Here is a 13765-nt window from a genome sequence, read left to right on the forward strand (position 1 = left end):
TCGTTGACGGTAGCCGGGCCAGTTCATGGACTTGTTAGGGTCTGCCTGCGGTCTACCGAGGCGCACCAGCTTCAACCAGCGTGGACGACCTCATTGCTCAAGCTAGCCGAGTTGTAAAAGTTGTCAAGTTACTCACCCCTCGAAGACCCGCCGCCGCGAATTGCGCAGGTGCCGTTGCATGCATCGGCCGGCCCGCTCGTCATCGCCGGCCAGGATGCTGTCGTGGATGTCGCGATGCTCTTGCTGGACCTCCGGGACATGATGCTCCGGGCGCCTCAGGCCCAGCCCACGTGCCAGGTTCTGGCCATAGGTGATCGCCGCCTCGAGCGAGAGCAGGGTGTCGGAGAAGAAGCGGTTGTGGGTGGCCTTGGCGATGGCGAGATGGAAGCCGAAGTCGGCATCCACCCCCAGGGCGTTGTCGCGAATGCGCTGTTCGAGCAGTGCCAGCGCCCGCGTGAGCGCCGCCCGGTCCTCGCCGGTGGCCTTGAACGCCGCCAGGCGGGCGGCCTCGGACTCGACGGCGATCCGGAACTCGAAGCAGCGCTGGATGTCCGCCAGGCTCTCCAGCGGGGCGAACTCGAGCATGGCGCGATCGGGGCGACGCTGGACGAAGCTGCCGGAGCCGCGATGCGAGCGCACCAGGCCATCATCCCGCAGCCGGGCCAGGGCCTCGCGCACGATCGGGCGGGACACGCCGTAGCGGCTTGCCAGCTGCTCTTCCGAGGGCAGACGCTGGCCCTCCGCGATGTCGCGATTGATGATGCGATCGATGATGTCGCCGTAGACCCGATCGCTGAGCTTCTCTCCCTTGCGGCATGGCTCGCCGTCCGGCGAGTCGTCGGAGGCGCGCGTCTCCACTCGTGAATCCATGGTCGTCTCCTGCGGCTTTCCCATAGCATAAGCCACCCCTCGCCCGGAGAGGAGCGGTCCAGCTGCCCGACCCGCCATGGTAGGCTTGGCGGATACTTGTTAGCCGGGAGCCTGATCATGACCGCCGCCGAGATACTCGACCGCCTGGTGGGCTTCGCCACTGTCTCGCGGGATTCCAACCTGGCCTTGATCGAGTGGGTCGAGGGCTTGCTCGATACGCACGGCGTGGCGCACTGGCGGGTGGAAAGCGACGATGGCCGCAAGGCTAACCTGCTGGCGCGCATCGGCCCCGCCGTGGCCGGCGGCGTGGTGCTCTCCGGCCATACTGACGTGGTGCCGGTGGACGGGCAGCCCTGGTCCAGCGACCCCTTCACCCTGGTCGACAAGGGCGATGGCCGGCTCTATGGCCGCGGCACCTGCGACATGAAGGGCTTCATCGCCTGCGCGCTGGCCGAGGTGCCGCGCTGGGTGAAACAGGAACTGGCGACGCCGATCTGGCTGGCGTTCTCCTACGACGAGGAGGTGGGCTGCATCGGCGCCCCGCGGATGATCGAGCGGCTGCTGGCCGACCACCCTCGCCCGGCGGCGGTGATCGTCGGGGAGCCGACCATGATGCACCCGGTGGTGGCCCACAAGGGGGCGACCAACCTGCGCACCACCGTGACCGGCCGTGCCGCCCACTCCAGCCAGGTGAACCAGGGGGTCTCGGCGATCCACGTGGCCGCCCGCCTGGTGACGCGGATCGAGGACGTGATGGCCGAACTCAAGGCCGAGGGGCGCGTGGACGAGGCCTTCAACGTGGTGCACTCGAGCCTGCACGTCGGCAAGATCCAGGGCGGCACGGCCATCAACATCATGGCCCGGGAGTGCAGCTTCGAGTGGGAGATCCGTCACCTGCCCTCGGATCGCTTCGAGGAGCTGCTCGCGCGGGTGAACGATACCGCGGCCGGCCTGGAGGCCGAGATGCGCCGGCGCGCTCCGGACGCCGCCATCGTCACCGAGGCGCTGAACACCACCGTGCCGGCGCTGGCCGACGACAACAACGCCGAGGTGCTGGTGCTGTGTCGCGACCTGCTCGACGAGCGCCCTGCCGGTGCCGTGGCCTATGCCACCGAGGCCGGCCAATTCCAGCGCGAAGGACTGCCCACGGTGATCTGTGGCCCGGGGAGCATCGGCCAGGCCCACCAGCCCGACGAGTATCTCGACATCGAACAGCTCGCGGCGGGAACGGCCTTCATGGTGGCACTGGGCGAGCGGCTGCAACGCCGACAATAAATGGCGTTACCAAGGCACGCCGTCGGCGCCTTCACACCACAATGCGATGATCCACAATGCATTGTGGGATGATCCATGAAAAAGACCCCCACACCTTGCGGTGCGGGGGCCGTTTGCGTTCCGGGGCCGGACTCAGGCCCAGCCGGGATCAGGCGCTGGTGCGACGGCGAATCGGCGCGTCACCGTCCTGGCGACGACGCGGGGCGCGCTCCGGCGCGCCCTTGTCCTCGCTGATCTCCAGCGGACGACCGGCGACGCGGGCCCGGGCCATCTTGGTCAGGATGCTTTCCGGCAGCGAACTCGGCAACTCGACCACCGAGAAGGCGGTGCGGATGTCGATGCGGCCGATGCGGCTGCCCTCGATGCCGCCCTCGTTGGCCAGGGCGCCGACCAGCTGGCCGGGCTTGACGCCATCCTGGTGGCCCACGGCAACGCGATAGCGGGTCATGCCTTCCCGCGGCGCCCGGTCTTCACGATCACCGCGACGCTTCGGGTTGCCGTCACGCGAGTTGCGATCATTGTTGCGCTCGGCACGCGGCGCCTGCACACGACCGATGGGGGGCTCGTCGGCACGCGCCATGCGCGCGAAGGCACAGGCCAGCTCGATGGGGTCGTGCCCCTCCTCGACCATCCGCTCGACCAGGGCGCGCTGCTCGTCGGCACCGGCGGTCAGGGCGGCGACCACGCGCTGGTGGAACATCTCGTCGCGGTGGGCGCGGATGGCGGCCTCGTCGGGCACCGCCATTTCGCTCATCTTCTGGCCGGTGGCCTGCTCGAGCCAGCCCACCTTGCGGCCCTCGCGGAAGCCGACGAAGGTGATGGCGATGCCGGTGCGTCCGGCACGGCCGGTACGGCCGATGCGGTGGGTGTAGGCTTCACCGTCCTGGGGCAGGTCGTAGTTGATGATGTGGGTCAGGCGCGACACGTCCAGGCCGCGGGCGGCCACGTCGGTGGCGATCAGTATGTCGATCTTGCCACGCTTGAGGCGCGTGATGGTGCGCTCGCGCAGGCTCTGGTCCAGATCACCGGAGAGGCTGGCGACGTTCATGCCGCGGGCGGAGAGCTGCTCCATCAGGGTGGTGCAGGCGGCCCGGGTACGCACGAAGACGATGGCCCCGTCGACCGGCTCGACCTCGAGGATGCGCGCCAGTGCCTCCTGCTTGGCCCCACCGTCGACCCGCACCATGCGCTGTTCGATGCTGGCGGCGGTCCCGACCTTGGACGCGATGGCCACCTTGACCGGATCGACCAGGTAGCGATTGACGATGCGCTCGATCTCGGCCGGCAGGGTGGCGGAGAAGAACACCCGCTGGGCGTCCTTCGGGGTGTCGGCCACCACGCGCTTGACGTCGTCGATGAAGCCCATGCGCAGCATCTCGTCGGCCTCGTCGAGCACCAGGGCGGAGAGGCCGTCGAGCTTGAGGCTGCCGCGATCCAGGTGATCGATGACCCGGCCCGGGGTGCCCACTACCACCTGGGCGCCACGCCGCAGCGCGGAGAGCTGCTCGCGATACTCCTGACCGCCGCACAGGGTGGCGACCTCAAGACCCTTGAGGTTCTGGCCGTACTTGCTGAAGGACACGGCCACCTGCTGGGCCAGCTCGCGGGTCGGCGCCAGCACCAGCACCTGGGGCTCGCGGCGGGTCAGCTCGAGGCGGGACAGCAGCGGCAGGGCGAAGGCAGCGGTCTTGCCGGTGCCGGTCTGGGCCTGGCCCAGCATGTCACGTCCTTCCAGCAGCGCAGGGATGGTCTGCGCCTGGATCGGCGACGGGGTCTCGTAGCCCTGGGATTTCACGGCAGAGAGAACGTCAGGCAGCAGGGCCAGATCGCCGAAGCTCGGCGAGGCGACAGAAGTCGAGGTCATTAATCACACCTTGGTAGGCCGACGGGGCCGGCAGAAATTCAGTGGCGTCCCTGACGCGTGCAACACGCTCAGGCATCTACGTTCCGTCCAACGGAGCGTCGGATGAGCAAATCGGAGTCGGGGACGCCGGTCGCACCTGGCATTCGGTCCACGCCATCGGGGATGGCCCATGAACCGCTGTGGCGACCGTTTGCGCCGATCTCGCCCGGGTGGCGTGATCTTGGTGGCGCTCCATCTACACAATTCGAACGCGTGTGGGCCAGTTCTTGCGTCACTGAGCCCGGCGTTTCGGCGCCCACCTGCCTGAGGCAGCGTGGCGTCGTCATGATGGTGGGGTCAACACATGCGAGGAGCGCGCATGCTACCATCGTCGACTGCCACTGACCAGCCTTTTTTCGAGGCCCCTATCCCGCCGGGAGTGCTGCATGCCGAATCTGTGGGTCGATGCCGATGCCTGCCCCAGGGTGGCGCGCGAGATCATCGTGCGCGCCGCCGAACGTACCGCCACGCCGACCTGGTTCGTAGCCAACCACGCCGTGCCGCTGCCGCCCTCGCGGTGGGTCAAGGGCCTGGCGGTGAGCCAGGGCTTCGATGCCGCCGACAACGAGATCGTCGCGCGCCTCGATCGGGGCGACCTGCTGATCACCTCGGACCTGCCGCTGGCCCTGGAGGCCATCGAGCGCGGTGCCGGGGTGATGACCACCCGCGGCGAGACGATGGATGCCAACAACATCCGCGCCCGGGTCCAGATGAGGGATTTCATGGAAACACTGCGCGCCAGCGGCCAGCATACCGGCGGCCCCGGCGGCTACTCCGACAGCGACCGCCGCGAGTTCGCCAATGCGCTGGATCGCTGGCTGGCCAGGAAGCCCCGCCGCTGAAGCCGCCGCTGAAGCCGCCGCTGCGCGACGGATCGCGCTGCAAGCAGCGCTCCTACAGGGTGCGGAGCCACCGGAAAAGCTTTGCCCCCAAAGGATGCGGAGCCACCGGAAAAGCTTTGCCCCCGAAGGGTGCGGAGCCACTGGACAGGTTGTCGTAGGAGCTTTGCTCGCAAAGCGATTGGTACGTGCTGAGGCCCGCTCTTGGCCCTTGGCCCTTGGCCCTTGGCCCTTGGCCTTTGACCCTTGGCGCTCGGCGCTTTAAAGCTTACCCTTTCTCGCGGATCCCCTTGCCGGGCAGCCGCTCGCGGTCATGGGGCCGATCGAGGCCGAGCAGCGGGCCGTAGGGCACGATGCCGGTCGGGTTGATGGTGTCGTGGCTGACATAGTAGTGGCGCTTGATGTGGTCGAAGTCCACCGTCTCCGCGATGCCCGGCCACTGGTAGAGCTCGCGGACGTAGTTGGCGAGATTCGGGTAGTCCTCGATGCGCCTCAGGTTGCACTTGAAGTGGCCGTGATAGACGGCATCGAAGCGGATCAGGGTGGTGAACAGCCGGATGTCGGCCTCGGTCAACCACTCGCCGGCCAGGTAGCGGTTCTCCGCCAGGCGCGCCTCCAGGCGATCGAGCGCCTCGAACAGCGCCACCACATGCTTCTCGTAGACCGACTGCTCGGTGGCGAAGCCAGACTTGTAGACGCCGTTGTTGATGTGGTCGTAGACATCGGCGTTGACGGCATCGATGGTCTCACGCAGGTCCTCAGGGTAGAGGTCCAGGCGGTTGCCGGTCAGCCCGTCGAAGGCGCCGTTCAGCATCCTCAGCAGGTCCGCGGACTCGTTGTTGACGATGCGCCCCGATTGCCTGTCCCAGAGCGCCGGTACGGTGACACGCCCCGTGTAGTGGGGGTCGGTCAGGGTGTAGAGCTCGCGGTGGTAGGCCACGCCGTTGAGCGGGTCACCGCTCGAACCCTCGTCCTGGCGATAGGTCCAGCCCTGGTCGAGCATCAGCGGGCTGACGTGGGAGACCCCGATGGCCGACTCAAGCCCCTTGAGCCGGCGCATGATCAGCACGCGATGCGCCCAGGGACAGGCCAGCGACACATAGAGATGGTAGCGGCCCGCCTCGGCGGGCAGCCCCGGCTGGCCGTCGGGACCTGGTTGACCGTCCGCGGTGACCCAATCGCGCAGCTTGGCGGATTCGCGTACGAACTCGCCGCCGTGTTTATCGGTGTCATACCACTGGTCGTGCCAGGTGCCGTCGATCAGAAGCCCCATGGGTCATCTCCTTCATGCCGATGAGCGAGTGCTCGATTACGAAATTGCCCCCAGCATAAGGCGAATCCATCAACGCTCAAGCGCAGGTTTTGCGCCCCATCATTCGATAGTTTCGAATGGCTCTCCCGGCGAGCAGTCCGCCACTGCGGCCTTCAGGGCCTCGGCGAGGGCATGGGTCGCCGGCCCGGCCCGATCCCGATCGCGGTGGATCAGCTGCACCGGATACTCGCGGCTGCCACCGGCGGCCAACGGCAGCCGCTCGAGTCGCCCCTCGGCCAGTGCCTGGCGCAGGCGGGTCTCGGGAATCCAGGCAAAGCCCAGGCCCCGCTCGAGCATGTCGATGGAGGTCTGCAGGTGGCTCACCGTCCAGCGCTGCTCTGCCTTGAGCCAGCCGGCATCCATGGACTGGCGCAGCGCGGAGTCGCGCACTACCAGCTGGCGGTGCTGCTCAAGGTCGCGCAGGTCGAGCGGGCGACCCAGGCGATGCAACGGATGCTCGGGATGGGCCACGGCGAGGAAGTGCACCCTGACCAGCGGCTCGCCCAGGAAGCCCTGGGCCGAGATGCCCGAGGCCACCAGGTCGGCACTGCCGTCATAGAGCATTTCGATGCCGCCGTTGAGCACCGTCTCGTGGAGCTGGACGCGCACATGGGGATAGGCCGCCGAGAAAGCCTCCAGGGCCCGGGCCAGGGCATCGGGGGGGAAGATCTGGTCGACGGCCAGCACCACCTCCGCCTCGAGTCCCTCGGCCAGGCGACCCGCCACATCTTCCAGCGAAGCGGCATTCTCGAGCAGCTGGCGAGCGCGGCGCAGCAGCAGCTCGCCGGCCTCGGTGAGACGCACTTGCCGGCCCACCGGCTCCATCACCGCCACCCCGAGCTGCTCCTCGAGCTTGTGCACGGCGTGGTTCAGGGTCGAGGGGCTCTTGTGAATCGCCTCGGCGGCACGGGCGAAGCCGCCATGGTCGACCACAGCCGCCAGCATCTGCCATTGGGCCAGGGTGACACGGGACATTTCGAATTCCTCGAATCTATAGAGCGAAACGTTGCGCTTAATCTTCGAAAAATCCGACCTAAAATGCCAGTCAAACCATACAGAATCGGAGACACCCCATGGCCACCCCGACCATCCGGCAGGTCGACCAGCTGGTGAACAGCCAGCCGAGCCAGGACGGCGACGGCGTCAGGATCCAGCGCATCCATGACTTCGGCGGAGGGCTCGACCCCTTCCTGATGCTCGACGAGCTGGGCTCCGACCAGCCGGATGACTACATCGGCGGCTTCCCGCCCCACCCCCACCGCGGCATCCAGACCCTGACCTACGTGATCCACGGCGGCCTGACCCACGAGGACCACCTGGGCCACTCGAGCACCATCCGGGCCGGCGATGCCCAGTGGATGCATACCGGGCGCGGCATCATCCACTCGGAGATGCCGCTGACCGACCAGCAGGGCCTCCACGCCTTCCAGCTGTGGCTGAACCTGGCGGCACGGGACAAGCTGAGCCCGGCCACCTACCGCGACGTGCGCGGCACAGAGATGCCCACGCTGAGCGGCCAGGAGACCAGTCTGGTCGCCCTGGGAGGGTGCTGGCAGGACACCGCCGGCGAGAGCGTCACGGGCCCCCTGGAGGCCCTGGCCGGCCAGGGCGCGGTGGCCCATGCCCGGCTGGCGGCCGGCGGCGAGCTGGCGCTGGCGACCGAGGCCAGCACACTGCTGGTATACGTCTTCAAGGGTAGCCTCGAGATCGCCGGCACCGCGGTGCCCCAAGGCCGGCTCGCGCGGCTGGGCAGCGGCGAGCGGCTCGCGCTGACCAGCCGCGAGGGCGCCGAGGCCCTGCTGCTGGCCGGCGAGCCCCATGGCGAACCGATTGCCCACTACGGCCCCTTCGTGATGAACGCGCACGCCGAGCTGGAGCAGGCGCTGAGGGACTACCGCGATGGCACCCTCACCGGTTGAACGGCATCCACTGAACGACATCCACCCGGACCGGGGTTGAAATTCCCCGGCCCGGCGTGTCCAATGTTGGCTTAACAAACAGTGTTCGCGCTTCTGCGCCGACGCCCTCCTCGCCGCAAGGAGGGCGGGCGACGGCCCTTCCTGTATGTCCGTACAGACTAGGCATCCCATACGTCATGGGGTATGGTTCTGATGCCACTTATTTTATTTCCTTTTCATCTGTCACGGCCCGTTACTCATGATGCGAATCCTCCATTCGCTGCCCCGCACCCACAAGCTGTTGCTGTTACCCGTTGCCACCATGGTCACCGTGCTGGGCGCACAGAAAATCGTTACCTCCTTCGAAGATGTCCAGCGTGACAGCCAGACGCTCGACACCGTTCTCGTCCCCCTCGATGCCGATGCCCGCCCCGGCCTGCCTTCGCTGCGCACGGAGCGAACGCCGGTGGCCGACGCCATCGAGATGGCGACCCAGACCCTCGACGCCACCCGCAACCATGTCCCGCTCTCCGTGCTCACCGCCTCGGAAATCGTCGATATCGATTTCGTCACCTCGGCCAAGTCCCGCAGCAACGAGCCCGGGATTCCCGAGACCCTCGCCCTGCCAGCGGCCTCGCGCGAGGAAAGATCTCGCGGCGACACCGGGCTGCTGGCGGACGGCGGCGCCAGCCTCGATGATGGCGTCCTGCACATGGCCGTGGTCATCGGGACCATCGCCGGCGGCATGCTCGATCATGACGGCGGGCTAGTGGCTGATGCCACCTCCTACGAGGAGGTCTCCGAGGACGAGCTGGCACTGTTCGACGAGGGGCCAATCCAGCTGGAGGAGGAGATCGCCACCAACGAGCCCTACGTGCCGGAGTGGCACACCTATGAGGTCCAGGCGGGCGACACCTTCGCGATCATGGCGCAGGACCACCTCGGCATGGGCTATAGCGAGGTAATGAACCTGCTGGAGCGCCTGCCCGAGCCTCGGCTCCTGACCCACTGGCGGCAGGGCAACCGCCTGGAGTACCAGCTCGACGAAAAGGGCCGCCTGCTCTCCCTGCGCCTGATGAAGAACGCCCGGGACGGCTACCTGGTCGAGCGCCAGGAGCAGGGGTTCGAGGTCGCCACCATCGAACGCGCCGGCGAGGCGACCCAGCGCCTCTTCGCCGGCAGCATCAGCGGCAGCTTCGCACGCTCGGCCAAGGCCACCGGTCTGACCAGCGCCGAGGTCTCGCAACTCTCCCGGGTCCTGGAAAAGAAACTCGACTTCCGCCGCGATACTCGTCGCGGCGATCGTTTTCAGGTGCTGGTGGAGTCCGATCTCATCGACGGCGAGAGCCTCGACCCGCGGGTGCTGGCGGTGGAGTACGCCGGCGAGCGCATGAACCTTACCCTCGTGCGCAACCGCGATGACAACCGCTTCTATACCCCGGATGGCAAGAGCCTCGACCCGGCCTTCGACCGCTACCCCTTTGACGGTCGCTACCGGCTGAGCTCGAACTTCAACCCGCGCCGCAAGCACCCGGTCACCGGCCGCATCAGCCCCCACAAGGGCACCGACTTCGCCATGCCCATCGGCTCCGCCGTCCAGGCACCCGCCAACGGCCGCGTGGAGAAGGTCGGCCACCATCCGGCGGCAGGACGCTACGTGGTGATCCGCCACGACAATGGCTACAAGACCCGCTACCTGCACCTCTCCAAGCCCCTGGTCAGCAATGGCCAGCGCGTCACCATGGGCGAGCGCATTGCGCTGTCCGGCAACTCCGGGCGCAGCACCGGCCCTCACCTGCACTACGAGGTCCTGGTCAACAACCGCCAGGTGAATGCCATGAAGGTGGCCCTGCCCGAGAACCAGAGCCTCCAGGGCGAGCAACTTGTGGCCTTCCAGCGCCAGGCAGCGCCCGCGCTGGCCGCCCTGCAGAGCGGCGAGACCGGCACCGTGGTCGCCAGCGCCGGCGCCGCGGGCGACGACGAGGGCTGAACCTCCCTATCACTGCATCGCCGCCACTGTCTCTCCGCGCCCCGCCCTCGAGCGGGGCGCGGTCGTTCTGGGGCAGCCGGCTCGGCCGTGGCCCGTTACTCCTTGAGCAGCCACTCGGGATACACTAGCCCCCCCCAAGGATCGGAGACCCTCGGCGTGTCCTCACCCCATGCCCAACCCCGGCCGGCCCCGCTGGCCGAGCGCCGCCTGACCAGCTTCCTCGGCGTCTTTCGCTACAGCCACCGTGCCCTGGCGCTGGTCTGGCAGACCTCCCGCGCGCTGACCCTGGGGCTCGCGCTCTGCACCCTGGTCGCCGGGGTCCTGCCCGCGGTGGCGGCCTGGATCGGCCAGCTGATCGTCGATTCGGTGGTGGCGGCCATGGCCCATCATGCCGAGACCGGGGAGGTCGACTGGTGGGGAGTGCTGCGCTACGTGCTGGCCGAGGCAGGCGTGATCGCCACCATCGCCCTGGCCCAGCGCGGCCTCTCGGCCCAGCAGTCGCTGCTGCGCGCCCTGCTCGGCCAGAAGGTCAACGTCATGATCCTCGAGAAGGCCGGCACCCTCTCCCTCGAGCAGTTCGAGGACTCCGAGTTCTATGACAAGCTGACCCGGGCCCGTCGCGAGGCCTCGGTTCGGCCGCTGGGCCTGGTCAACAAGACCTTCGGCCTGGCCCAGAACGCCATCTCGCTGGCCAGCTTCGGTGTGCTGCTGGTGCAGTTCTCGCCCTGGGCGTTGCTGGTACTGGTGATCGGCGCCCTGCCGGTATTCGTCTCGGAGGCCAAGTTCTCCGGCGATGCCTTCCGGCTATTCCGCTGGCGCTCGCCGCAGACCCGCATGCAGATGTACCTGGAGACGGTGCTGGCCCGCGAGGACAGCATCAAGGAGGTCAAGCTGTTCGGCCTGGAGCCGCTGCTGCTGGAGCGCTACCGGACCATCTTCGAGACCCTCTACGACGAGGACCGTCGCCTGACGCTGCGCCGCGAGACCTGGGGCTTCCTGCTCGGGTTGCTGGGCACCCTGGCCTTCTACGCCGCCTACGCCTGGGTGGTGGCGGAGACCGTCACCGGCAGCCTGACGCTGGGCGAGATGACCATGTACCTGATGGTCTTCAAGCAGGGTCAGGCGGCGCTTTCGGCGAGCCTCACGGCGATCGGCGGCATGTACGAGGACAACCTCTACCTCTCGAACCTCTACGAGTACCTGGAGCAGCCGGTGCCCGCCGAGCGCGGCGCCCTGACTACCGGGGCGCGTCCCGGCGACGGCATCCGCTTCGAGGGCGTGGGCTTCACCTACCCCGGCGCCGAGTCGCCGGCCCTCTCGAGCATCTCGTTGCACCTGCGCCCGGGCGGGAGCCTGGCCCTGGTGGGCGCCAACGGCTCGGGCAAGACCACCCTGATCAAGCTGCTGACCCGCCTCTACGAGCCCACCGAGGGGCGCATCCTTCTCGACGGCAGTGACCTGCGCGACTGGGAGGTCCAGGCGCTGCGCCGGCGCATCGGGGTGATCTTCCAGGACTTCGTGCGCTACCAGATGAAGGTGGGCGAGAACCTCGGGGCCGGGGACGTCGCCGCCTTCACCGACGAGACCCGCTGGCGGGAGGCCGCCAGGCGCGGCCTGGCCGATGAGTTCATCGCCGACATGCCCGGCGGCTACCACACCCAGCTCGGGCGCTGGTTCAAGGGCGGCCAGGAGCTCTCCGGCGGCCAGTGGCAGAAGATCGCCCTGTCGCGGGCCTACATGCGCGAGGACGCCGATATCCTGGTGCTCGACGAGCCCACGGCGGCCATGGATGCCGCGGCCGAGGCGGCCATCTATGCCGACTTCCGCGAGCACAGCCGCGACCGCATGACCATCCTGATCTCACACCGCTTCTCGACGGTGCGTGCCGCCGACTGGATCCTCGTCATCGACGGCGGCGAGATCCTCGAACAGGGCGACCATCAGAGCCTGATGGCCGCCAATGGCCGCTATGCACGGCTGTTCCGCCTGCAGGCCAGGGGCTACCGCTGAGCCAGCCACGGCGCCACCCAATCGCGGCAGCGGCTCCCCGCTACCCGACCAGCGGGCGGTCCAGGGCCGTCAGCAGGGTGGCGTCGCGCTGGTAGATGTCCGGCCGGAAGACCAGCTCGCCCTCCTCCCCCGGGTGCACCGTCCAGTAATGCAGGATCACCGGCACGGGACGCTCGAGATGGATGTTGCGGGTCGCGCCCTGGGCGACCAGCGAGGCCATATGGGCGGAGGTGCCGGTGTCATCGAAGAGGTGCTGGGCCAGTTCGAGCACGCCCTGCACGCGGATGCAGCCGGAGCTGAAGGCACGCTGCTCGCTGGCGAAAAGCCCCTGGGCGGGGGTGTCGTGCAGGTAGACGAGGTGAGCATTGGGGAAACGCAGCACGACGCGTCCCAGGGCATTGTGCGGGCCGGGTCGCTGGCGAAGCATGATATTGCCGGGCCGCGACCAGTCGATCTCGCGCGGATCGAGAGGCTGGCCGGAGGGCCCCAGCACCATGAGGTCCTCCCGCCACAGGTAGCCGAGGTCGCGGCGCACCTTGGGCAGCACGTCCTCGCGCAGGATGGTCGGCGGCACCGTCCAGGTGGGGTTGACGGTCAGGTGGGTGATCGCCGAGCGCAGCGAGGGGGTGCGGCGGTAGGGCCGCCCCACCACGATGCGCGAGCGCCACACCCGGCCATCGGGGCGGAAGTAGCTGATCCGGTAGCCGGCGATGTCCACCAGCACGAAGGAGTCCGGCAGCCCATGGAGCAGCCAGCGGGCGCGCTCCAGGTTGACCCGGATCTGGGCGATGCGCGCGCCCACCGGCACATTCAGGGCCTCCCGGGTCCGGGGACCGACGATGCCGTCCGCCTCGAGCAGGTGGCGGCGCTGGAAGCGTCGCACGGCCGCCACCAGGGCGTCATCGTAGCGGCTTAGTTCCGCGGCGTCCGACTCGGCCCCGGCAAAGAGGTCGGCCACCATCACCTCCAGCTCACCGATGATCGCCAGGCGCTCGCGCAGCAGCGGCACATCCTCATGGAGATCGCCCGGGCGCAGCGACTGCTGTCGTTGCGGCAGCCTCGGCCAGCCGCCCTGGCGCTCGATATGGCGGTAGCGGGCCAGGCCCGCGCGCAGGCGCTCATAGGGGGTCGCCGAGGGGCGTGCCAGGGCGAAGGCCTGTTCGAAGCGCTGGGCATCCACCGCCCGCGACACCGCCGCCAGATTCAGGGGTGGCGCGTCGATGGGCACCTCCCAGTCCGGATCGATGCGGTGGGGATCCACCTTGCCGCGCTGAAGATGACGCAGCGCCGTCAACAGGACACGGCTGGCCTGCAGGTCGAAGCGTGCCCGGCCGGCCGGCGTCGTTTCCTCGGCGCGCACCTGGCGGTGTCCCGCCACCAGCGCATCCGGCCGGTAGTCCTGCGGGTTCAAACCATCGGCCTCCAGGCTGCGCAGGGCCGCGGCAAAGGCGGTGACGGTCTCGGCCTCCTGCCAGGCGGGCTGCCCCTCCCGGGCAGCGTAGAAGTCCCGCAGGCCGCCCTCCTCCTCGGCTAGCCGCTCGGCGAGGGCCCCGGCCACGGTGGCCTCGCCCTCCTCGGCGAGGGCCCAGGCACTCATCGAGAGCATCATCCCCACCACGAGAAGCAGTGGCGTCAATCCTTTGGCTGAGGGCATGGGTCCTGGCTCCT

The 13765-nt window shown here is 68.4% G+C and carries 10 protein-coding genes; 5 read left to right on the top strand and 5 right to left on the bottom strand.

The features are described 5' to 3' along the window. Nucleotides 1–132: 132 nt before the first annotated feature. The gene (locus tag OP497_RS06825; protein WP_280547408.1) at nt 133–870 is read right to left on the bottom strand and encodes a FadR/GntR family transcriptional regulator; all 738 of its coding nucleotides are present in this window, start codon (nt 868–870) and stop codon (nt 133–135) included. Nucleotides 871–987: 117 nt separating this feature from the next. On the opposite strand from OP497_RS06825, the gene argE reads away from it, so the two are divergent. Next, a complete protein-coding gene (argE, locus tag OP497_RS06830) occupies nt 988–2145 on the top strand; it encodes an acetylornithine deacetylase (protein WP_280547409.1) in 1158 nt (385 codons plus the stop codon). A 148-nt stretch (nt 2146–2293) separates the two neighbouring features. On the opposite strand, the gene OP497_RS06835 is transcribed toward argE, so the two are convergent. Then, entirely contained in the window at nt 2294–4009 is a 1716-nt protein-coding gene (locus tag OP497_RS06835; protein ID WP_280547410.1) for a DEAD/DEAH box helicase, read from the bottom strand. 425 nt (nt 4010–4434) lie between these two features. On the opposite strand from OP497_RS06835, the gene OP497_RS06840 reads away from it, so the two are divergent. Further along, nucleotides 4435–4890: a YaiI/YqxD family protein gene (locus tag OP497_RS06840; protein WP_280547412.1), complete on the top strand. Its 456-nt coding sequence runs from the start codon at nt 4435–4437 to the stop codon at nt 4888–4890. 265 nt (nt 4891–5155) lie between these two features. Here the strand turns inward: OP497_RS06840 and OP497_RS06845 are convergent, their stop codons facing one another. Both OP497_RS06845 and OP497_RS06850 read right to left on the bottom strand, forming a co-directional pair. Continuing rightward, nucleotides 5156–6160 (bottom strand): glutathione S-transferase family protein, encoded by a 1005-nt coding sequence (locus OP497_RS06845; RefSeq protein WP_280547413.1) that lies wholly within the window; start codon nt 6158–6160, stop codon nt 5156–5158. A gap of 99 nt (nt 6161–6259) precedes the next feature. Further along, a complete protein-coding gene (locus OP497_RS06850; RefSeq protein ID WP_280547414.1) occupies nt 6260–7174 on the bottom strand; it encodes a LysR family transcriptional regulator in 915 nt (304 codons plus the stop codon). A gap of 98 nt (nt 7175–7272) precedes the next feature. Between OP497_RS06850 and OP497_RS06855 the strand changes: the two genes are divergently transcribed. The 3 genes from OP497_RS06855 (at nt 7273) to OP497_RS06865 (ending at nt 12097) form a co-directional block, all read left to right on the top strand. Then, nucleotides 7273–8118 carry a pirin family protein gene (locus OP497_RS06855; protein ID WP_280547415.1) on the top strand — a complete coding sequence of 282 codons (846 nt, stop codon included), beginning with the start codon at nt 7273–7275 and terminating at the stop codon, nt 8116–8118. A gap of 238 nt (nt 8119–8356) precedes the next feature. Beyond that, entirely contained in the window at nt 8357–10087 is a 1731-nt protein-coding gene (locus OP497_RS06860; RefSeq protein ID WP_280547417.1) for a peptidoglycan DD-metalloendopeptidase family protein, read from the top strand. Between the two features lie 156 nt (nt 10088–10243). Continuing rightward, nucleotides 10244–12097 (top strand): ABC transporter ATP-binding protein, encoded by a 1854-nt coding sequence (locus tag OP497_RS06865; RefSeq protein ID WP_280547418.1) that lies wholly within the window; start codon nt 10244–10246, stop codon nt 12095–12097. Nucleotides 12098–12137: 40 nt separating this feature from the next. On the opposite strand, the gene OP497_RS06870 is transcribed toward OP497_RS06865, so the two are convergent. Continuing rightward, complete coding sequence (locus OP497_RS06870; protein WP_280547419.1) at nt 12138–13751, bottom strand: L,D-transpeptidase family protein; 1614 nt, start codon at nt 13749–13751, stop codon at nt 12138–12140. Nucleotides 13752–13765 lie beyond the last annotated feature (14 nt).

Origin of the sequence: Halomonas sp. 11-S5 (assembly GCF_029889825.1) — a bacterium.
Classification (GTDB): Bacteria; Pseudomonadota; Gammaproteobacteria; order Pseudomonadales; family Halomonadaceae; genus Halomonas.